The sequence below is a fragment of the Nonomuraea marmarensis genome (assembly GCF_043197025.1).
Taxonomy (GTDB): domain Bacteria; phylum Actinomycetota; class Actinomycetes; order Streptosporangiales; family Streptosporangiaceae; genus Nonomuraea; species Nonomuraea marmarensis.
The window spans coordinates 18,809-37,293 of sequence record NZ_JBICRM010000026.1 but is presented as its reverse complement, the minus strand read 5'-3'; the positions used below and the strand labels follow the sequence as shown (position 1 = coordinate 37,293).

Here is an 18,485-nt window from a genome sequence, read left to right as displayed (position 1 = left end):
GAGGTGATGTGTCCATTTCATGGCCCGCGACCGGCCGCTACGACCTCGACTGCGCTCCGGGTGGCCTCGGACTCGTACAGGATCTGCTCAACACCATCTCGGCGGGGGTTCCGCAGCAGCCGGACCTGCTCGCCGACGTGGAGAGCGCTCGAACATGGGTGTACGACGTCACCGCGCGATGGTCGGCGGCCACCGGGCAGCCCATCCCCGAGGTGGCGCTGGACGGCGACGAACTCCAGGAGCTGAGGGCCTTCCGCGACACCGTACACAGGGTGACCGCCGCACCGGCGGACGGGAGCGGCCCGGCCGTGCCGCACACAGCCGCCGCCGCTCTGCGGCTCGGTGCGGACGGGACCGTCCGCCTCGAACCGCGAGGGACGGGGTGGCGGCTGCTGGCCTCTCTGGTGCTCGCGGCTCTCTTCGAGGCGGAGCAGACGGACATCAGACGCCGTCTCAAGACGTGCCACAACCCCCGCTGCCGGGTGGCCTTCTATGACCGCTCACGGAACAACAGCGGCGTGTGGCACTCCCTGCGCGTCTGCGGGAACGCAGCCAACCTGCGAGCCCATCGCGCCCGCAGGCGCAGCCGCTGAGCGCTTCAATCGGTCTCGGGGTCCGCGGGTGGCTGTTCGATCGGGAAGAAGATCGGGCTGAGCAGATATTGCGCGCGGTCCGGCGTCGGCAGGTTGGCCAGCCGGGGCAGGATCACGCGGCCTGCTGGACCCCACCGCCCCGCCCGGCGACCACATACCCGCCGCCGTGCACAGCGCGAGCACCTACCTGCGCGCCCGCCACCCCGGCCGCCCAGACCTGTGGGCCGCCCTCATCCACACCGGCCCCTAGGCCGATCGAGCCCTCAAAGAGGGGAAGGGCCCGCGCAAACTGGTGCGGGCCCTTCCCGCCGCCACCGCCCCAGGCGTACGGCACTCCGATCATCTTGAGCGCTGCAGCGAGGGGCTACCGCGCCACGGCCGGATGTCCGGATCGCGGCGAGGCCAATTGCACACGGCTTCACGCTGACCACGCGGCAGCTCGCTAGCGGCGGACTCGGTAGAGCAGGTGCAGCACCCGGTCGCCTTGGATCACCGTGTGCGGGTCCTCGAGCAGATGCTGGGCATCAACCGACCCGAAGTACCGCTTGCCCGAGCCGAAGACCACCGGCACGACGTCCATCGCCACCTCGTCCACCAGGCCGAGGGCGAACGCCTGCCCGCCGACGTCGCCTGCCGCCACGGCGACGGTGCGTTCCCCCGCGAGTTCCCTGGCCTTCGCGATCGCCTGCGCCACATCGTCGACGAAGTGGTACGACGCCTCGGGGTGCCACCCGTCGGGCTTGGGCCGGTGCGACACCACGACCACGTGTTCGCCCGCCGGCGGCGACCCCTCCCAGCCGTTGGTGATGTCGAACAGGTGACGTCCGATCACCGTCGACCCGATGCTCGCCCACATCGGCTTGACGTACTCGGCCGAGGTCTGCGAGATCTTCCCTATGCCACCTTCGCCGAGCTCGACGTCGCCGTTGGAGTACCAGTCGAACAGCGGGCCGACCTGATCCTGCGTGTCGGCGATGAAGCCGTCCACCGACACGACGTTGTGCATCACCACGGTGCTCATCACATCTCCCAAGTGTTCCGAGGGCTTGACCTTGCTCATGTCGTGCTTGTTCGGCGAGCCCGTTGGCTCTCCAGACGGGACCGGGTGAACCGGGCCGCTCGCCTGTCCTCTCACCAACGCGTCGATCGCGCGCCGCCGGAATCGACACGACCCCGAGAAATTTCTTGGCGTTGCCAGACCGGGACGCGTTCGCGGTCTTGGGATCGATACCGAACACCGACGCCAGGGGTGCGCCGGTGATCGAGCCGTTCGAGCAAGACTTGGTCACGCCACCGCGCCTTACAAGACGGCCCGCTGATCAACTCTGGCTGTTCACCTGTAGGCGGCGAAGAACTCACGGATATCGCCGAGCAGCAGGTCGGGTGCCTCCATCGCGGCGAAGTGTCCGCCGCGGTCGAAGTCGGACCAGCGCACGACGTTGTTGACCTTCTCTTCATCTCGGCGCAGGGCGATATCCTGGACGGTGAACAGCGCCACGGCCATCGGCGTGGGGGATGCCTCCTGCTCACCCCATGCGTGCCCGTCCTCGTAGTAGAGCGCCGCCGAGGAGCCCGCCGTGCCGGTCAGCCAGTAGATCGTGACGTGGGTGAGCAGCAGGTCGCGGTCGATCGCCTCGTGCGGGAGTTCCTTGGCCAGGTCGGTCATGTCCCTGATCTTGTCGATGATCCAGGCGAGCTGGCCGGCGGGTGAGTCGGTCAGGCCGTAGGCGAGGGTCTGCGGCCTGGTGGACTGGATGGCGATGTATCCGCCCGCCTCGTTCATGAACTCGTTCATCCGCCGCACCCTGGCGCGCTCGCGCTCGGTGAGCGTGGGGTCGTCCTCGCCGGCGCTGGGGTAGGTCGTCCCGCCGTTGACGTGCACCGCGACGACGTTGTCGGGAGCGGCCAAGCCAAGCGCGCGAGAGATCCCGCTGCCGAAGTCGCCGCCTTGGGCGCCGTACCTGTCGTAGCCGAGCCTGCGCATGAGTTCGGCCCATGCCGCGGCGATGCGCTGGGTCGTCCAGCCCGGCTCGCGGGTCGGGCCGGAGAAGGCGAAGCCCGGGATGGAGGGGATGACCAGGTGGTAGTCCTGCGACAGCGGCTCGATCAGGTCGAGGAACTCCACGATCGAGCCGGGCCAGCCATGGGTGAGGATCAGCGGCAGGGCGTCGGGCCTGTCGGAGCGGACGTGAAGGAAGTGGAGGTTCTGTCCGTCGATCTCGGTGGTGAACTGCGGGTACGCGTTCAGCCTCGCTTCCCAGGCCCGCCAGTCGTAGCCGTCGGCCCAGTAGGCGGCGAGCTCCCGCAGATAGCCGACCGGGACTCCTCGGCTCCACTCCTGGCCGCCGATCTCGCTCGGCCAGCGGGTACGGGCGAGCCGGTCGCGCAGGTCGTCCAGCTCGGCCGGGGGAATCTCGATGTGGAAGGGGCGGATCTCGACGTCGTTGCTCATGTCGCAGACGCTATGAGCCGCCTAGGACAGGATGAGTCCTAGGTGTACGGCACAGTGGAAGACATGGTGGAAACCTCGGCCCGCCTGCTCAGGCTGCTGTCGCTGTTGCAGACCCATCGCCAGTGGTCCGGCGCGGAACTGGCTGACCGGCTCGGCGTGAGCCCGCGTACCGTCCGCCGCGACGTCGACCGGCTGCGCGAACTCGGCTACACCGTGCACGCCACCGCCGGGGTGTCGGGGTACCGGCTCGGCGCCGGATCCGACCTGCCGCCGCTGCTACTGGATGATGAGGAGGCGGTAGCGGTCGCTGTGGGGTTGCGCACCGCTGCGGGCCTGACCGTGACCGGCATCGAGGACAGCTCGGTGCGAGCGCTGGCCAAGCTGGAGCAGGTGTTGCCGTCCCGGCTGCGCCGTCGCGTCCGCACACTTCAATCGATGACCGTTCCCATGACGGCCGGTGGGCCCGCAGTCGATCCGGACGCCCTGGCCGCGGTCGCGGCGGCCTGCCGCGACCACGAGACCCTGCGGTTCGACTACCGCACCCATGACGGCGGCCAGAGCAGACGCCTTGCGGAGCCGTACCGCCTTGTGGCCACCGGCCGCCGCTGGTACCTGGTCGCCTACGACACCGAGCGTGCGGACTGGCGCACCTTCCGCCTCGACCGGCTCACCCTCCACACCCCCAACGGCCCGCGCTTCGTCCCACGCGACCCACCCGCCATCGACCTCGCCGGATACGCCTCCCACGCGATATCGAGCGCGCCCTACCGTTACCAGGGCCGCTTCACCATGCGCGCGCCCGCCGCGGCCGTGGCCGAGCGCATCGCCCCGACGACAGGCACGGTCGAGCCCATCGACGCGCGGACGTGCATGCTGACCTGCGGTTCCAACTCGCTCGACGAACTGGCCCTGTGGGTGGCACTGACAGGGGTGCCCTTCACCGTTCACGAGCCGCCTGAGCTGGTCGAACGTATCCGCGCGCTCACCGCCCGACTCGCCGACGCCACGGCACGCCCGACGGCGTTTCGGTGACCCGCGGCCCTGAGACCCGGCTCACGGTCGTCACCAGCGCACCCCTCCCTACGGCGGACCATCGGAGCTCGCGGCTCCGGAGCGACGCCGTCGCCCGCCGTCTCAAGTCCCGTTCATGCAGGTAAACGGCTATTTCAGGACTCGTGTGGTAGCGTCGTCGCATGACCCCGGAAGAGCTCGCCAATCTCGCGCACCTGCGCAGAGCGCGGGATCTGATCGACCGGGAGTACGCACAGCCGCTCGATGTGCCGACGATGGCCCGCCACGCGCTCATGTCGCCGGGGCACTTCTCGCGACGGTTCCGGGCGGCCTATGGCGAGACGCCGTACAGCTATCTCATGACCCGCCGGATCGAGCGGGCGATGGCGCTGCTGCGCGGGGGTATGAGCGTGACCGACGCGTGCATGGCGGTCGGCTGTACCTCGCTCGGCTCGTTCAGCTCGCGGTTCAGCGAGCTCGTGGGGGAGACGCCGAGCGCGTACCGCAGCCGGGAGCACCGCGCCGAGGCGGCGATGCCCGCGTGCGTGGCGAAGGTGAGCACCCGCCCGACGAGAAATCAACCGGTCAGGATTCGAGAAGCGGGCCGCGCCGCCGCCGCCTAACGTTGGCGACATGACCATCGCACTCCAGTACTGCCACATCACCGTCAACGACGTGGACGAGTCGCTCGCCTTCTACCGCGACGCGCTCGGCCTCGAAGTGCGCAATGACGTCGCTTCCGGCGGATTCCGCTGGGTCACCCTCGGCAGCGCGACTCAGCCGGACCTCCAAATCGTGCTCTCGGAACCGCACGCCGGCCGTTCCCAGGCCGACGGAGACGCCCTGCAAGAACTGCTCACCAAGGGCGTCCTGCCGATGACCGTCTACAGCACCGATGATCTCGACGCAACCTTCGAGCGGGTACGGGCATCCGGCGCCGAGGTACTGCAGGAGCCCATCGATCAGCCCTGGGGGCCGCGCGACTGTGCATTCCGCGACCCCTCGGGCAACATGATGCGGATCCAGCAGGAGGCCAAGGCGTAACGCTCGGCCGTTCGAGCGCCTCTCGAACTGACTGGAGGTAGCCAATGACACAGAACCAGCAGGCAGGCCGTCGCGGTTCGCCCGGGGCGGTGTCCCGGTGGGTGCAGCGGCGAATGAACGCCCGTACGAACACCCGTATCCGACGCGGCCGCGGCAGCTTCATGGGCATGGACGTACTGATCCTGCACACGGTGGGTCGCCGAAGCGGGCAGCCGCGGCAGTCGCCTGTGGCGTGGTTCGCCGACGGTGAGGACGCCCGGCTGATCGTCGCATCGGGCGGTGGGAGCCGGCATCCGGACTGGTACCTCAATTTGATGGGGCACCCCGACCAGGCGTCGATCGAATTGCCCGGCCACGACGCCGAGCCGGTGACACCGCACCGGCTCGACGGCGCCGACCGTGAGCAGGCATGGCAGCGCATCACCGCCGCCCAGCCCCGCTACGCGAAGTACCAAGGCAAATCCGACCGGGAATACCCGGTGATCCGACTCACCCTGCGGTGACTGCATACGCCCGCGGTTGCACTACATGTCCGTTCGCCGTAGCTACACGGCAGGTGTCTCCGACGGAAGAGCAACGATCAGAGGAGGAACGCCTGAACCCGCTGGGCCACGACCGCGGCGGATTTCCCGTGCGTCCACCCGATGTGGTCGAGACCGTCCAACGTCTGAAGTGTGGCGTTGGCAAGGGTGTCGCGGAGAGCGTCGAATGGCCCGGTTTCGGCCATCTGCGCGGTGCGGCCGCCGCACAGGAGGAGCACGGGAGTGATGACGGCGGCGAACTCGGTAAGGCGGCCCTGTTGGGCTGCTAGCTGCTCGTGCTCGGCCAGATTGGCCTGGAGAAGAGGCCGCATCCGCTGCCAGCCGCGACCGCGGTAGCCGATGCGCATCACAGCGCGCAGGTACCAATACGGCATCTTGGTGACGATGGCCGGCGCACCGCCTGATCCCCGCATGAAGTGAACGAACGCGCCATATGGATCATCGGCGGCCAGCCGTTCCTGGTATGGACCCATCCAGCCGGTGGGGACGGGTCCGGTGGGCACGCCGGGTTCGTAGACCGCGATCCGGTCGAACAGCTGAGACGACCGGGCGGTTTCAAGGATGACGAGTCCGCCGTAGCTGTGACCGAACGCTAATCGCGCCCCGGTCTCCGCCTGAACGGCGAGCAGGTCTTCCACTTCCTTGGCCAGGCCGTAGTCGGGTCCCTGCGGGCCGCTGGCGCCGCGCCCGCGCCTGTCGACGATGTGCACCGTGAAGGAGCCGGCCAACGCGGAGGCGAACGGCAGGTAGTCCTCGGCGCTTCGCAGGGTGCCGACCACGACGATGAGGCCTGGGCCGGCGCCCAGCGTGTGAATACCGATCGGTGTGCCGTCGGAGGAGTGCACTGTGTGCTGGTGTACGGGCGGCGGGGCTTGGATGCTTCGGCTCATTTGGTGATCTTCCCTTCGGGGCGGTCGAGGGCCGCCAGTAGTCGTTCGGTCTGCTCGACGTACTCGGCGTACGGCACGCCACTGTGTGCGAGGAGGGCGGCCAGCCGTCCGTCGAGTGTCTTCTGGCCTGCGGCCACGAGTTGCTTGCCCTTGGTTGTGAGGCTCAGCCGCCGGCGGTGCCCGCCGGCCGGGTCGGACTGGACGTCGAGAAGGCCCGCGGCGGCGAGGACGCCGGTCGTGCGGCTCGCCGACGGCTCGGTCACGCCGAGGCCGTCGGCGAGGGCCCGTTGCGTCGAGGCCCCGAGCTCGCCGACCAGGGTCAGCGCGAGGAAACGGCTGTAGGACACGTTGTGCTCGGCCCGCAGAATCTGGTCAGCCGCCCGGTCCAGCCGGGCGGTGAGCACATGCAGGTTGAGAGCCAGGTTGCGTTCCACACCAGTAACTTAGCATGCAAACTTAGAATTGCAAGTTAATGCCGAAGATTCCCGAAGCTCACTTGGACGGTGACACCAGACCCGCCTCGTAGGCGAGGATGACGAGCTGGACCCGGTCACGCGCGTCGAGTTTGGTCAGCAGCCGGGTGACGTACGCCTTGACGGTGGCGACGCTGATGAACAATTCTCCGGCGATCTCGGCGTTGGACATACCGCGGGCGTCACAGGTAGGTGTAGGGCGCGCCGGGAGAGCTGGGGCCGCCGGCTGACGCGATCGTGACCACGACCGTGCCGGCGCCCGCGGGCGGGGTGGCCACGATCTGGGTGTCGGAGACGATGGAGAACGGAGCGGGGGAGGCGCCGAAGAACACATCCGTGACGTGGGTGAAGTCGGTCCCAACGATGGTGACGGAGTTACCACCGAAAGACGGTCCTTCACTCGGATTCAGGCTCACGATCACCGGGGCGGCGACGTAGTCGTAGAAAACGTCGCCCGTACTCGATCCTCCTGGCGTGACTACGGTGATCGGGACGGTGCCGGAACCGCCGGGCGCCGTGGCGTTCACCTGGCTGCCGGAGATCACGGTGAAGGTGGACGTCAGTCCTCCGAACCGTACCTGGGTGGCGCCGGTGAATCCGGACCCGGTGATCGTGACGGTGTTGCCTCCGGCGAGAGGGCCTTGGCTGGGATCTATGTCCGTGACGACAGGAGCGGTTGCGGCGAAATAGCAGAACGGTGCCGGATTGCTGGTGCCTGCCGGGGTGGTGACCGTGACGAGAACGGGGCCCGCGCCGGCGGCCGGGGCCGTGGCGGTGAGCTGGCTGCCGGAGATCATGGTGAAGGTGGACGTCAGTTCTCCGAACCGTACCTGGGTGGCGCCGGTGAATCCGCTGCCTGTGATCGTGACGATGGTTCCGCCTGTTTCCTGACCCGTGTTCGGCACCAGAGCGGCGATGACTGGGGCGGGTGCGTTCACGTAGGTGTAGGGGATGCTCTGGGTGCTGCCACCGGTGGGGCCGGTCACCGTCACATTAACCGTTCCCACGCCTGGTGGGGAGATGGCGGTGATCTTGGTGTTGGAGACCAGCACAAAGCCGGCGGCCGGTGTTCCGCCGAATCTCGCAGCGGTGGACCCGATGAACCCGGTCCCGGAGATGGTGACGCTGGTGCCACCCGCGGAGGAACCCTGATTGGGAGTCACGCTGTTGACGACGGGGGCCATGTAGTCACGTCCTCTCGCTTGGCCGCACGTCCGGAGCGTGGTGGCCGGAGACGTCCAGTCCGAGCCTCTCCCGCTCGCGCTGGCCTGTCGGTGTTGGTTACGGGTCCGGTTGAGCGTTGACGTTGATGGCGTCGGGGCAACGCCTGATCGCGTTGCCCCGACGGTTGGATGTCGTTGCCGAGGCTCAGACGTAGGTGAAGGTGGCGGCGACGCTGTCGCCGCCTGGTGAACTGACGATGACATCCTGGGCGCCGGCGATGGGACCGGTGGGGGCGGTGGCCAGGATCTGCGTGTCGGACATGGAGGTGAAGTCGGCGTCAACGCCGCCGAAGGTGACGCTGATGGCGGAGCCGACGAATGCGGTGCCCGTGATGATGACCTCGGTGCCGGCCGGGCCGGTGTCCGGTTCGAGATCTGTGATCACAGGAGTGTCGTAGAGTGCCACGGCGTTGGGGACGGTGAACGTGCCGCCTGCCGTACGCGCTGAGGCGCTCCTGAGCTGGAACCATGGCGCGGCATCGAGTTCGGCTATCGCCGCGGGGGTCGCCGTGACTTGGGTGTCGCTGGTGGGAGGGGTGAGAGTCGCTGTTACGCCCTGGAACTGGACCTGGTTCGTCGTCAGCAGGGCCTCGCCGGCGAGCGTGACAGCGGAGGGCGCCGTGGCCGAACCTTCGAACGGTGTGACCTCGGCGACGAACGGGGACCCGATGAAGTACAGCGGCAGCGCGTTGCTCGTGCCACCGCCGGCGCCGCTGACGACGACGTTGACGCTGACCTGTCCGCACCCGGAGGGAAGTACGCAAGTGGCGACCGTGCCGGTGTTCGTGGCGGGGGTGATGCTCTTGGCTCCGACCCTGATGGTGGCGGTCGCTATGGTGCCGAGACCGGTGCCGTTGACGGTGAGAGTCTGGCCGTAGCTTCCCTGGTTGGTGTTCTGCGGTGCGACACTGATCGATGTGAGGACTGGTGCCATTTGACTATTCCTTCTCTCGAACGCAAGGGGCTTCTATGAGGAGTGGGATATGAGGGGTTCCTCCTTAGGTAGGCAGGGCAGGACTCGAGGCGTTGGGACGGGGTAGCGCATGGCGTGCCGCCGCGCGTGAATTTCGTGGATCACGCAGTCGGCGAACGTCGATGCGCGTAGTGGATCGATGGTCACCCACGACGAAGCGCTTAGACGGGCACCGAGCGGGAGTCGATGAAGACTCGCCAGTACCGGCTTCTAGCCTCCGCTATGACAAATCGCCGTCTTCCCTATGGTTACGGGATTGATGGCCGGCGACATTTCCTGGTTGCGGAGCCGAGGCGTGCGGTGGATGGGTAATCGCGTGCTGATGTAGGAATTCTGTGTCTCACCCCCGGCAGTGATGTTGATCGCTGACCATCGGTGTGGTCAGCGCGCTCTGTCGCCGTGCCGCTCATGCGGTTCCCAGCCGATCGAAGCCCGGCCCTTTGAATGATCTGGAGTCGGTTCAATTATTTCGATCGAGAGCGTTTGCTGACAGCTTGATTAAATACTTCCTACGGATATATGTAAAGAGATATGTGAAGAGATCTACCAAATATGTTGCACAACGCCCGATCATGACGTAAATGGCTGCGGCATCTCAGGTGATTTGCTATACGAATATCCCGAAAGGGATATTTCAGGCAAATGGCCTCTCTCTCTGCGGGTGTTGGTGCCGAACAGCGGAAGAACGATCCGATCCGGTCGGCAATCCATGAATGTGCCAATTCGTCACCCGGCAAGAGGCAAGCTGGCGCGCCGCGTCTCTCGGCTCTATGCCATACATATGTAGAACGGAACCATCTGATCGTAGATATGGAGGTTCCAATGCTGCGGCTTCGGCTGAGAAGGGTGACCGAGAATCGTCCTACGGCACTGCCGGGTCAACGCCATGGCCGGGGATGGCGGTCCCGTATCCGGGCAGCAGTGATAGGGGTGGCCATAGTCGGGTTGGCGGCGCCGGTGGCCGCCTCCGCCTCGGAAGGGGCTCTCGCACCGCCTCGGGAGTTCGCTTACGTGACCAACTCTTCCTCGAATACCGTGTCGGTGATCAATACCGCCACGAACGCCGTTGTCGACACCATCACCGTGGAAACGAACCCCCAGGAGGTCGCGGTCAACCCCGACGGCACCCGCGTCTACGTGACCAACGGGGGTTCCGACAGCGTGTCGGTGATCGACACCGCCACCAACACCGTCATCGGCACCGTTCCCGTTGGAACCCTCCCCTTCGGGGTGGCGGTCTCCCCCAACGGCACCCGCGTCTACGTGACCAACTCTTCCTCGAATAACGTTTCGGTGATCGACGCCACCACCAACACCGTCATCGCCACCATCCCGGTCGGCAACTTCCCTGTCGGGGTGGTGTTCAGTCCGCGCGGCACACGCGCCTATGTAGCGAATACGGGGGGCACTACTGTCTCGGTGATCGACACCGAGACCAACACCGTCATCGACGACGTCGTAGTCGAGAACAATCCCTCCGGGGTGGACGTCACTCCCTCCGGCGCCTTTGTCTACGCGGTGAATCTCGGGTCCGCGTCCGTGTCGGTGATCGACACCGACGACAACACCGTCGTCTACACCATCCCGGTGGACGGTGATCCTCAGCGCGTGGTGATCAGCCCCGGCGGCACCCGCGCCTACGTGACCAACTCCCTCACCACCGACGTGTCGGTGATCAATACAGCCACCAACAGCGTCGTCGGCACCATCCCGGTGGGCGTGAGTCCCGTCGGGGTGGCGATCTCACTGCATGGCACCCGCCTTTACGTGGCCAACGGGGGTTCGGGCAGCGTGTCGGTGATCGACACCGCCACCAACGCCGTTCTCAACACGATCAATGTTGGCGACGTTCCCCTCGGTGTGGCCGTCGGGCAGATCGAGGGGGAAGGGGGCCCGGTCCCCGGACGGGCCAGGCCGGGAAAGCGCAGGCTCGACCAGCCCGATCGGGAGGACGGCAGAGGACCCGGCGTGTCCACGCGGCACAGCGGAGAAACCAGGGGGTCCGAGGGGCACAGCAGAGGAACCAGTGGGTCCGCGCAGCACAGCAGCTCACACGTCGACGTCGAAATCGCGTACAAGGACAGGACGACCAAGCGCAGGCGCTCCCGCTGACGGGATCGTGTTGGCCTGGTCGCCTGCGAGTTAGCCAAGCGACGGCGTTCCAGCGGTTTGAGCAGGCGCCAGGCCAGCACATAAGCCCCTGTGCGGGCCGCTGCGCAGGATGAGAAGGCTGATGCATTCACCAGAGGTCGCCGGTGCCCCGCCCCGTCAGTACGTGTCTCAACAGGCCCTCATACAGGCCGTTGACCAGCGGTTTTATGGGTCTGGCCCAGGGACGTGGTCAGCATCGCCGTCTCTTCCCGCCGACTGTTCGGCGCGGACACGGGCGACCGCCGCGGCGCCGGATTCCTTGGTGGCGTGGCATAACGCAATGCTTACGCGGCATAACGCAGTGCTTACGCGGGCATGCCTCCGGGGCACGCTGAGGAGTGAAAACGCCGCTCCTTCGCCGAATCGAGAGGGGTGCATATGCCTTCCGAACCCCCGGACTCAGGTGTTCCGCCCGAGGGGGAGCCTGCGTCGAGGTTGTCTCGGCGTACGTTCATCGCGGCGACGGCGACCGCGGCGGCGACGGCGGCGGCTGTCGGCGGTGTGGTCACGACGGGCGATCTGGTGCCGGGACCGTCTCCGCTCGAAACCGAGCCGGCCGAGGCGCCGCTCAGCGGTCGCGTCTCGCTGGCGGTCAACGGTGAGAGGCACACCGCGCTGATCGACAACCGGACCTCGCTGCTGGATCTGCTCCGCGAGCAGCTCGGGCTGACGGGCACCAAGAAGGGCTGCGATGCCGGCGCCTGCGGGGCGTGCACCGTCCTGGTCGACAGCCGCCGGGTCAACGCCTGCCTGACGCTGGCGGTGCGGCTGGAGGGCACCGAGGTCACCACCATCGAAGGGCTCGCCCCGGGCGAGAACGACGAACTGCACCCGTTGCAGCAGGCCTTCATCGAGCAGGACGCCTTCCAGTGCGGCTACTGCACCCCCGGCCAGATCATGTCCGGCATCGGCTGCATCCGAGAGGGCCACACCGGCTCTCCCCAGGAGATCCGGGAGTGGATGAGCGGCAACATCTGCCGCTGCGGCTGCTACGTGAACGTCGTCAGAGCGGTCGAGCAGGCCGTCAGTAGGAAGTGAGATCCGGCTCCTATGCACCCCTTCTCCTACACCAAAGTCTCCGACATCGCCGGCGCGCTCGCGGCCGGGCGTCGTGGTGGCCGCTACATCGCAGGCGGCACCACGCTGGTTGACCTGATGCGCGAGAGTGTCGAGCGTCCCGCCACGCTGGTCGACATCAGCGCTCTGCCGCTGCGCGAAGTCACCGCCACCGCGCGCGGGGGCCTGCGCATCGGCGCACTGGTACGGATGGCCGAGGCCGCCGCCCACGCCAAGGTGCGCGCCATCTTCCCCGTCATCTCGCAGGCGCTGGAGCTGAGCGCCTCCGCCCAGCTGCGCAACATGGCCACCATCGGTGGCAATCTCATGCAGCGCACCCGGTGCACGTACTTCCGCGACGTGACGGCGGCCTGCAACAAGCGCGAGCCGGGCTCGGGGTGTCCGGCGCTGAGCGGGTTCAACCGCACCCATGCCATCCTCGGTGTTTCCGATCACTGCGTGGCCACACACCCCTCGGACGTCGCCGTGGCGTTCGCCGCGCTGGAGGCGAGCGTCCACCTGCTGGGCCCGGACGGGCAGCGCAGCGTCGCCTTCGCCGACTTCCTGCTGCCGCCGGACAGCACACCGCACCGGGAACAGGCCGTGCGGCCAGGCGAGTTGATCAGCGCTGTTGAGATTCCGGCCCTTCCGCGCCCGCTCAGGTCCGGATACCTGAAGGTGGGCGACCGGCAGTCGTATGGGTTCGCGCTGACCTCGGCGGCGGTCGCGCTGCACGTGCGCAGCGGTGTGATCCGTGAGGCGAAGGTGGCTGCCGGAGGCGTCGGCACCGTGCCGTGGAAGCTGCCCGCCGTCGAGCGCCGCCTCATCGGCGAACGGCCGTCGGAGGCGCTGTGGGCTGAGGCGGCCGCGCACGCCGCCGACGGGGCTCGCCCGCTCCAACACAACAAGTTCAAAATCGAACTGCTCAAGCGCACCGTCGAACGCCAGCTGCGCATCGTGGGAGGCACCGAATGAGCCGGCAAGCCGTCGGGGCGCCGCTGCCCCGGGTGGACGGGCGCCTGAAAGTGACCGGACAGGCAAAGTACGCCGCCGACCACCCCACCGACGGGGTCGTGCACGCCGCTATCGTCGGCAGCACCGTCGGCCGGGGACGCATCACCGGGATCGACGCTCGCGCCGCCCTGGCCCTGTCCGGCGTCCTGAAAGTGATCAGCCACCTCAGCGCGCCCAAGCTGGCCTACAGGCCCAACCTGAAATCGAACAACCCGCGCGGCGGCAAGCGGCTGCACGTCTTCCAGGACGACAAGGTCCTCTTCCACGGGCAGCCGGTCGCGGTCGTGGTGGCCACGACGCCAGAGGCGGCTCAGCACGGCGCGCGCCTGGTCGAGGTCCGCTACGACGCCGAGAAGCCATCGACGGACCTGACCGGCACCCCCGCGCACGACCCCGAGACCTACGCGCGCGGCGACGCCGACCGGGCCATGCAGTCCGCCGCGGTACGGCTGGAGATGACGTACCGCACCGCCCGCAACCACCACAACGCGATGGAGCCGCACGCCACCATTGCCCGCTGGGACGGCGGCCGGCTCACTGTCTGGGACAAGACCCAGTGGATCGTCGGCACGCAGAAGGAACTCGCCGCCGTGTTCGGCATCGAGCAGGACGCGGTGCGGGTCATCTCGCCGTTCGTGGGCGGGGCCTTCGGCAGCGGCCTGCGGGCCTGGCCGCACGTCACCATCGCGGCCCTCGCCGCGCGCGAGGTGGGCCGTCCGGTCAAGCTCGTCCTCACCCGCAAGCAGCAGTACTCCGGGACGGGTTACCGGCCCGCGTACGAGTACCGGGTGCGCCTGGCCAGCGACCGGCGCGGCCGGCTGACCGCGATGGTCCACGACATCAAGGCAGAGACCTCGTCGTACGAGAACTTCCAGGAGAACGTCCTGGCGGCGGGGCAGATGCTCTACAGCATGCCCCACGTCCGCCAGTCGTACCGGACCGTGCCGCTGGATGTGAACACCCCGCTGTACATGCGCGGCCCGGGTCACGCCACGGCGGCCTACGTCATCGAGTCGGCGATGGACGAACTCGCCCACGAACTCGGCATCGACCCGATCGAGCTGCGCCGGCGCAACGAACCCGCCAAGGACGAGTCGAACGGGATGCCGTTCTCCACCCGGCGTCTGCGCGAGTGCTACACCGTCGGCGCCCGTGAGTTCGGATGGGACCGGCGCGCCCCCAAACCGCGCTCCACCCGCGACGGCGACTGGCTGATCGGCATGGGCATGGCCGCCGGCGTCCACGGCACCCTGCGGAACCCGGCCCAGGCCCGGGTCCGGCTCGACGCGCGTGGCACTGCTCTGGTCGAGGCGGCGACCAGCGACATGGGCCCCGGCACGTACACCTCCATGAGCCAGGTCGCCGCCGACGCCCTCGGGCTGACCGTGCGGGCCGTGGAGTTCCGGCTCGGCGACTCCACCATGCCGCCGACGCCGGCGCACGGCGGCTCGCAGACCATGGCGAGCGTCGGGTCCGCCGTCCAGGACGGCTGTGACAAGCTGCGGCGCCAGGCGATCGAGCTGGCCGTCGGGGACGAGCGATCGCCGCTGCACGGCGTCGACGCCGGCGACGTCGCGGTCAGCGACGGCCGGCTGCACGTCAAGGATGACCCCGCACGCGGGGAGACCTACCAGCAGCTCCTGGCCCGCAACAACCGTTCCCGCCTGGAAGCGCTCGGCTCATTCGAGCCGGGGGAGTCCCGGTTCTCCACCTACGCCTACGGCGCGACGTTCGCCGCGGTCGCCGTGGACCGCCGTCTCGGCCTCGTCCGGGTCCGGCGGATGCTCGGCGTCTACGACGTGGGGCGGATCATCAGTCCCAAGCTCGCCGACAGTCAGGCGCTTGGCGGCATGGTGGGCGGCATCGGCGCTGCCCTGTTGGAGCACACGGTCACCGACCACCGCGACGGCAGGATCGTCAACGCCAACCTCGCCGACTACCTCGTCCCGGTCAACGCCGACGTCCCCGACCTGCGGGCGATCTACCTGGACGGCGAGGACCGCGAGGCCGATCCCATCGGAGTCAAGGGCCTCGGCGAGGTGGTTCATCTCGGCGTGGCGCCCGCCATCGCCAACGCCGTCTTCCACGCCACCGGCCGCCGCATCCGCGAGCTCCCCATTACCGCTGAAGCCCTGCTTTGAACACCGGGATACCCAACGGGCTGCAGAGCGGAGCCTCCACCCGAGCGCGGGTGAAACCCAGGACTTGGGACACGGCCGCCTTGAGGTTATCTAGCGTTACTCGCTCACGGAAGATCACCTGCACGGTCGACGATGCCGCGAGTCACCTGAGCGCTCGCGACCATCGTCGCGGTCGCCTCATCGGTGATGACGCCGTCAGGGAAGCTCTGCTCGAACACGGCGTCCAGTTCGCGGGCGAAGCGCGGGGAGAGTGCGAAGTCGACCAGCGTTCCCTTGAGCGTCCCCACCCGGTCAATGAGATCCATCAACGCCGCCGCTTCTTGCGAGATCCCGCGCTCTTGCCGACCTTCTTGGGCTTCTTGGACCGACGTCCGCGCGCTCCGGGAGGCTCGTCGCTGTCTCTGAGCATGGCGCGGGCAGCCGAGACCACCCGGCGCTCCGGGTGGTGCTCCTTCAGGAACCGCAGCATCAGCTCGGTGTGGGGGTGGTCGCTGTAGTCCAACATGTCGATCATGCTCAGCACGTCGTCGACGGTCATGTCTCCGGAGAGCGTGGTGAGGATCTCCTCGGGCGGCCCACCGATCTCCATGGCCGCTACGGTCATGTCCACAGAGACCCAGGCGATGTCCTCCGGGTCGGGCAGGACATCGCGCTCCTCTCCCCGCTCGATCAGCCGGGACAGGACGAGCGCGCCCACCCCCGGTAGCTTGCGCAGGCTCGCCAGGGCTCGGCGGCCGGGCTCTCCCAGGCGCTCATCAAGAATCGTGAGCCCTACGGCCCGGCTCAGCGGGCTCACCTCGGGTACCGCCTCGGCGATCTCCTGGGCGGCCTGCTCCGGGTCGCGCCCGGTCAGCCAGAGCGCCACCTCCTCGGCCAGCTCCCGGTCGTTGTAGGAGCGCAGAGCGGGTAGCAAGGTCCGGGCGTTGGCGCCCGCTGTCGATCCGAAGACCGGTACGTGCTGTCCGAGGATGTCCTGAAACAAGCGGCGGCCGGTCCACAGGCCGAGGGCGGTCAAGGACGCCAACGGGCCCGACCGTTTGATCAGCCCCGCCTGCTCCAGGTGAGCGAGCATGTCCTGCGGCTCGTCAAACCTCATCGCCTCGCGATGGGTGAACAACTGCAGGATCACCGCCAGGCGAGGATCGAGATCCGTCCCGTCGGCATCGACGGTGATCAAGGCGTGAGCGATATCCGACCAGACCTCCAGCGCATCCTCGTCGCTGCCCTGGTCCAGGAGCGCCCGCGCCGGGCCGATCTCGGCTGTCAGCTCGTCCTCGTCGATGTCGACCAGGTCGCTGTCCAGGGCGATCCACCACAGGCGCTCGAACTGCGCCGCATCGAGCAGACCGAGCTCGGTGACGGCATCGCTTATCTCGTCCGCGACCGGGAGAGCGTGTTCGGTGACCTGCCGCGAGCCTCCGGTCCACTCGGCGATCCCGGTCAACGCGCGCACGAGGGCGGTCTCGCGCACCATCCGCGCCAGCTCGGCGCCGGGCGCCAGCCGTACCGGAGGTTGAAGCGAAACGAGGGGAGGGAACTCCTCCTGGCCGAAAGAGTCATCGGTAGGGGTCACAGTTGGTGAGACTATCGCGCCAAGGTGTCACAACGGTGGGGTTCGCGCCGCGCACGATGGTAGATGCTCCGATTCGCATTCGCAGGCCGCGTATCCACCGAAGACCTGCAAGATCCCACGACGTCATGGCAGTGGCAGCGCGCCCGAGCCGAAAACCTGATCGACGGTCACGGCGATCCTGGTCACCGAGGCCACCCGCCGGCTGCTCTTCGCCGCCCCGGCCTCGGTATCGCAGCTGGCCAATCCCAGCGACCGGCCGATCGCCTTCCTCGGCCGCAATCCGGATGCCTGACCTGCGTCGCGCAGTCCGACCCGGATCCGGCTCGCCGGAGACTGACGGCATTCCCGCTGATCGTCACTGATCTTCGCCGCGGTCGGCGATCGCGACGGGCCGCTTCAGCCGCTCTCAACCCGCCCCAGCGGCTCAGGCTCGTCCGCCAACGCGGAGCGCGTTGCGAGCCAGCTGGGGTCTTCGGGGTAGAAGACATGGCGAAGGTAGGCCCACGTGAGCCGCTGGATCAGGGCGACGCGTCCGGGGTGCTCGTCCGTCGTCTCCGCGACGTTGTACCCGGAAATTCCGCCGAGCGAGTGTTCCGCCCCGAACAAAGTGAGCAGGCTCTTGCCGCCCGGACTCAAGAAGTAGGGGTCGGTGAACCAGTCCGGTCCTCGAACGGTCAGGTGGGACTGGTCTCGGTCCCCCGCGACCACGAGGGTCGGCGTGGTCATGTCCGCGAAGCTCGGATTCATGAAGGGGAAGTGCTCGGCCGCGATCGGACTCAGGTCGGCTCCGCCCCGGCCGGGCGTGGCGAGCAGCACACCCGCCTTGATCCGCGAGTCGGACATGTCCTCTTCCATTCCGCTCTCGGGATCGAGGACGTGCGCGCCCAGCAGCATGCTCGCCGTCTGGCCGCCCCAGGAGTGCCCGGCTGCGGCGATGCGGCTGCGGTCGAGGCGCCCGCCGAGGCCGGGAACGGAAGCTTCAAGGAGATCGAGCTGGTCGAGGACGCGCTTCATGTCCTCGACCCGGTAACGCCAGATCAGTGGTGTACGGGGATCTTCTGGAGGGAGGCTCAGCGTCCTGGAGTCGAGATGGGTGGGTTGAATCACCACGAAGCCGTGAGCAGCCCAGAAGTCGGCCAGCGGGGCGTAGCCGTCCAACGACCAGCCGAAGCCGTGCGAGAAGACGATGACCGGCAATTCGCGCCCGACCGCGGGCGCGGACACGCGCACTTGCAGATCCTCACCACGGCCCGGGGTCGACAGCAGCACCGGCTTCACCGAGACGACTGGAGCAGGCGTAGTGACGGCCACGTCCGTGATCGCCATGTCTGTTTCGATCATGAATGGTT

At 67.9% G+C, this 18,485-nt stretch carries 19 protein-coding genes; 9 read left to right on the top strand and 10 right to left on the bottom strand.

The window, feature by feature from the left end:
* Window positions 1-8: 8 nt before the first annotated feature.
* Window positions 9-593 (top strand): CGNR zinc finger domain-containing protein, encoded by a 585-nt coding sequence (locus ACFLIM_RS33720; RefSeq protein WP_393172414.1) that lies wholly within the window; start codon window positions 9-11, stop codon window positions 591-593.
* 442 nt (window positions 594-1,035) lie between these two features.
* Here ACFLIM_RS33720 and ACFLIM_RS33715 read toward each other — a convergent pair whose 3' ends face one another.
* Complete coding sequence (locus ACFLIM_RS33715) at window positions 1,036-1,614, bottom strand: dihydrofolate reductase family protein (RefSeq protein WP_393172413.1); 579 nt, start codon at window positions 1,612-1,614, stop codon at window positions 1,036-1,038.
* A 312-nt stretch (window positions 1,615-1,926) separates the two neighbouring features.
* Window positions 1,927-3,045 carry an epoxide hydrolase family protein gene (locus tag ACFLIM_RS33710; protein ID WP_393172412.1) on the bottom strand — a complete coding sequence of 373 codons (1,119 nt, stop codon included), beginning with the start codon at window positions 3,043-3,045 and terminating at the stop codon, window positions 1,927-1,929.
* Between the two features lie 63 nt (window positions 3,046-3,108).
* On the opposite strand from ACFLIM_RS33710, the gene ACFLIM_RS33705 reads away from it, so the two are divergent.
* From ACFLIM_RS33705 to ACFLIM_RS33690, 4 genes are all read left to right on the top strand, one after another.
* Window positions 3,109-4,077: a helix-turn-helix transcriptional regulator gene (locus tag ACFLIM_RS33705; protein ID WP_393172411.1), complete on the top strand. Its 969-nt coding sequence runs from the start codon at window positions 3,109-3,111 to the stop codon at window positions 4,075-4,077.
* Between the two features lie 161 nt (window positions 4,078-4,238).
* The gene (locus ACFLIM_RS33700) at window positions 4,239-4,679 is read left to right on the top strand and encodes a helix-turn-helix transcriptional regulator (protein ID WP_393172410.1); all 441 of its coding nucleotides are present in this window, start codon (window positions 4,239-4,241) and stop codon (window positions 4,677-4,679) included.
* 10 nt (window positions 4,680-4,689) lie between these two features.
* The gene (locus ACFLIM_RS33695) at window positions 4,690-5,100 is read left to right on the top strand and encodes a VOC family protein (protein ID WP_393172409.1); all 411 of its coding nucleotides are present in this window, start codon (window positions 4,690-4,692) and stop codon (window positions 5,098-5,100) included.
* Window positions 5,101-5,144: 44 nt separating this feature from the next.
* Window positions 5,145-5,603, top strand: a complete 459-nt coding sequence (locus tag ACFLIM_RS33690) for a nitroreductase family deazaflavin-dependent oxidoreductase (RefSeq protein WP_393172408.1) — start codon at window positions 5,145-5,147, stop codon at window positions 5,601-5,603.
* Window positions 5,604-5,680: 77 nt separating this feature from the next.
* Here the strand turns inward: ACFLIM_RS33690 and ACFLIM_RS33685 are convergent, their stop codons facing one another.
* The 5 genes from ACFLIM_RS33685 to ACFLIM_RS33665 all read right to left on the bottom strand — a co-directional run bounded on the left by ACFLIM_RS33685 (window position 5,681) and on the right by ACFLIM_RS33665 (window position 9,162).
* On the bottom strand, window positions 5,681-6,487 hold the full coding sequence (locus ACFLIM_RS33685; RefSeq protein WP_393172407.1) for an alpha/beta fold hydrolase: 807 nt from the start codon (window positions 6,485-6,487) through the stop codon (window positions 5,681-5,683).
* A 41-nt stretch (window positions 6,488-6,528) separates the two neighbouring features.
* Entirely contained in the window at window positions 6,529-6,966 is a 438-nt protein-coding gene (locus ACFLIM_RS33680) for a MarR family winged helix-turn-helix transcriptional regulator (protein ID WP_393172406.1), read from the bottom strand.
* A gap of 58 nt (window positions 6,967-7,024) precedes the next feature.
* Window positions 7,025-7,177, bottom strand: a complete 153-nt coding sequence (locus tag ACFLIM_RS33675; RefSeq protein ID WP_393172405.1) for a response regulator transcription factor — start codon at window positions 7,175-7,177, stop codon at window positions 7,025-7,027.
* 10 nt (window positions 7,178-7,187) lie between these two features.
* Complete coding sequence (locus ACFLIM_RS33670) at window positions 7,188-8,189, bottom strand: IPT/TIG domain-containing protein (RefSeq protein ID WP_393172404.1); 1,002 nt, start codon at window positions 8,187-8,189, stop codon at window positions 7,188-7,190.
* 184 nt (window positions 8,190-8,373) lie between these two features.
* Window positions 8,374-9,162, bottom strand: coding sequence for an IPT/TIG domain-containing protein (locus ACFLIM_RS33665; protein WP_393172403.1), 789 nt, complete (start codon window positions 9,160-9,162; stop codon window positions 8,374-8,376).
* A gap of 681 nt (window positions 9,163-9,843) precedes the next feature.
* Here ACFLIM_RS33665 and ACFLIM_RS33660 point away from each other — a divergent pair.
* From ACFLIM_RS33660 to ACFLIM_RS33645, 4 genes are all read left to right on the top strand, one after another.
* On the top strand, window positions 9,844-11,313 hold the full coding sequence (locus tag ACFLIM_RS33660) for a YVTN family beta-propeller repeat protein (protein ID WP_393172402.1): 1,470 nt from the start codon (window positions 9,844-9,846) through the stop codon (window positions 11,311-11,313).
* 561 nt (window positions 11,314-11,874) lie between these two features.
* Window positions 11,875-12,390 (top strand): (2Fe-2S)-binding protein, encoded by a 516-nt coding sequence (locus ACFLIM_RS33655; RefSeq protein WP_393172514.1) that lies wholly within the window; start codon window positions 11,875-11,877, stop codon window positions 12,388-12,390.
* Window positions 12,391-12,402: 12 nt separating this feature from the next.
* Entirely contained in the window at window positions 12,403-13,383 is a 981-nt protein-coding gene (locus tag ACFLIM_RS33650) for an FAD binding domain-containing protein (RefSeq protein WP_393172401.1), read from the top strand.
* Window positions 13,380-15,563, top strand: a complete 2,184-nt coding sequence (locus tag ACFLIM_RS33645; RefSeq protein WP_393172400.1) for a xanthine dehydrogenase family protein molybdopterin-binding subunit — start codon at window positions 13,380-13,382, stop codon at window positions 15,561-15,563. Before ACFLIM_RS33650 ends, ACFLIM_RS33645 begins: the two co-directional genes overlap by 4 nt.
* 104 nt (window positions 15,564-15,667) lie before the next feature.
* On the opposite strand, the gene ACFLIM_RS33640 is transcribed toward ACFLIM_RS33645, so the two are convergent.
* From ACFLIM_RS33640 to ACFLIM_RS33630, 3 genes are all read right to left on the bottom strand, one after another.
* Complete coding sequence (locus tag ACFLIM_RS33640; protein ID WP_393172399.1) at window positions 15,668-15,868, bottom strand: hypothetical protein; 201 nt, start codon at window positions 15,866-15,868, stop codon at window positions 15,668-15,670.
* On the bottom strand, window positions 15,868-17,136 hold the full coding sequence (locus ACFLIM_RS33635) for a hypothetical protein (RefSeq protein ID WP_393172398.1): 1,269 nt from the start codon (window positions 17,134-17,136) through the stop codon (window positions 15,868-15,870). The genes ACFLIM_RS33640 and ACFLIM_RS33635 overlap by 1 nt, the downstream gene beginning before the upstream one ends.
* Before the next feature lie 396 nt (window positions 17,137-17,532).
* Window positions 17,533-18,477, bottom strand: a complete 945-nt coding sequence (locus ACFLIM_RS33630; protein WP_393172397.1) for an alpha/beta hydrolase family protein — start codon at window positions 18,475-18,477, stop codon at window positions 17,533-17,535.
* Window positions 18,478-18,485 lie beyond the last annotated feature (8 nt).

Excerpts from the sequence above, each read along its gene's own strand:
- ACFLIM_RS33690 (WP_393172408.1), top strand. The coding sequence starts at position 5,145 with ATGACACAGAACCAGCAGGCAGGCCGTCGCGGTTCGCCCGGGGCGGTG.
- ACFLIM_RS33700 (WP_393172410.1), top strand. The coding sequence starts at position 4,239 with ATGACCCCGGAAGAGCTCGCCAATCTCGCGCACCTGCGCAGAGCGCGG.
- ACFLIM_RS33645 (WP_393172400.1), top strand. The coding sequence starts at position 13,380 with ATGAGCCGGCAAGCCGTCGGGGCGCCGCTGCCCCGGGTGGACGGGCGC.
- ACFLIM_RS33710 (WP_393172412.1), bottom strand. The coding sequence starts at position 3,045 with ATGAGCAACGACGTCGAGATCCGCCCCTTCCACATCGAGATTCCCCCG.
- ACFLIM_RS33630 (WP_393172397.1), bottom strand. The coding sequence starts at position 18,477 with ATGATCGAAACAGACATGGCGATCACGGACGTGGCCGTCACTACGCCT.
- ACFLIM_RS33675 (WP_393172405.1), bottom strand. The coding sequence starts at position 7,177 with ATGTCCAACGCCGAGATCGCCGGAGAATTGTTCATCAGCGTCGCCACC.
- ACFLIM_RS33665 (WP_393172403.1), bottom strand. The coding sequence starts at position 9,162 with ATGGCACCAGTCCTCACATCGATCAGTGTCGCACCGCAGAACACCAAC.
- ACFLIM_RS33670 (WP_393172404.1), bottom strand. The coding sequence starts at position 8,189 with ATGGCCCCCGTCGTCAACAGCGTGACTCCCAATCAGGGTTCCTCCGCG.
- ACFLIM_RS33650 (WP_393172401.1), top strand. The coding sequence starts at position 12,403 with ATGCACCCCTTCTCCTACACCAAAGTCTCCGACATCGCCGGCGCGCTC.
- ACFLIM_RS33705 (WP_393172411.1), top strand. The coding sequence starts at position 3,109 with ATGGTGGAAACCTCGGCCCGCCTGCTCAGGCTGCTGTCGCTGTTGCAG.
- ACFLIM_RS33640 (WP_393172399.1), bottom strand. The coding sequence starts at position 15,868 with ATGGATCTCATTGACCGGGTGGGGACGCTCAAGGGAACGCTGGTCGAC.
- ACFLIM_RS33695 (WP_393172409.1), top strand. The coding sequence starts at position 4,690 with ATGACCATCGCACTCCAGTACTGCCACATCACCGTCAACGACGTGGAC.
- ACFLIM_RS33660 (WP_393172402.1), top strand. The coding sequence starts at position 9,844 with ATGGCCTCTCTCTCTGCGGGTGTTGGTGCCGAACAGCGGAAGAACGAT.
- ACFLIM_RS33715 (WP_393172413.1), bottom strand. The coding sequence starts at position 1,614 with ATGAGCACCGTGGTGATGCACAACGTCGTGTCGGTGGACGGCTTCATC.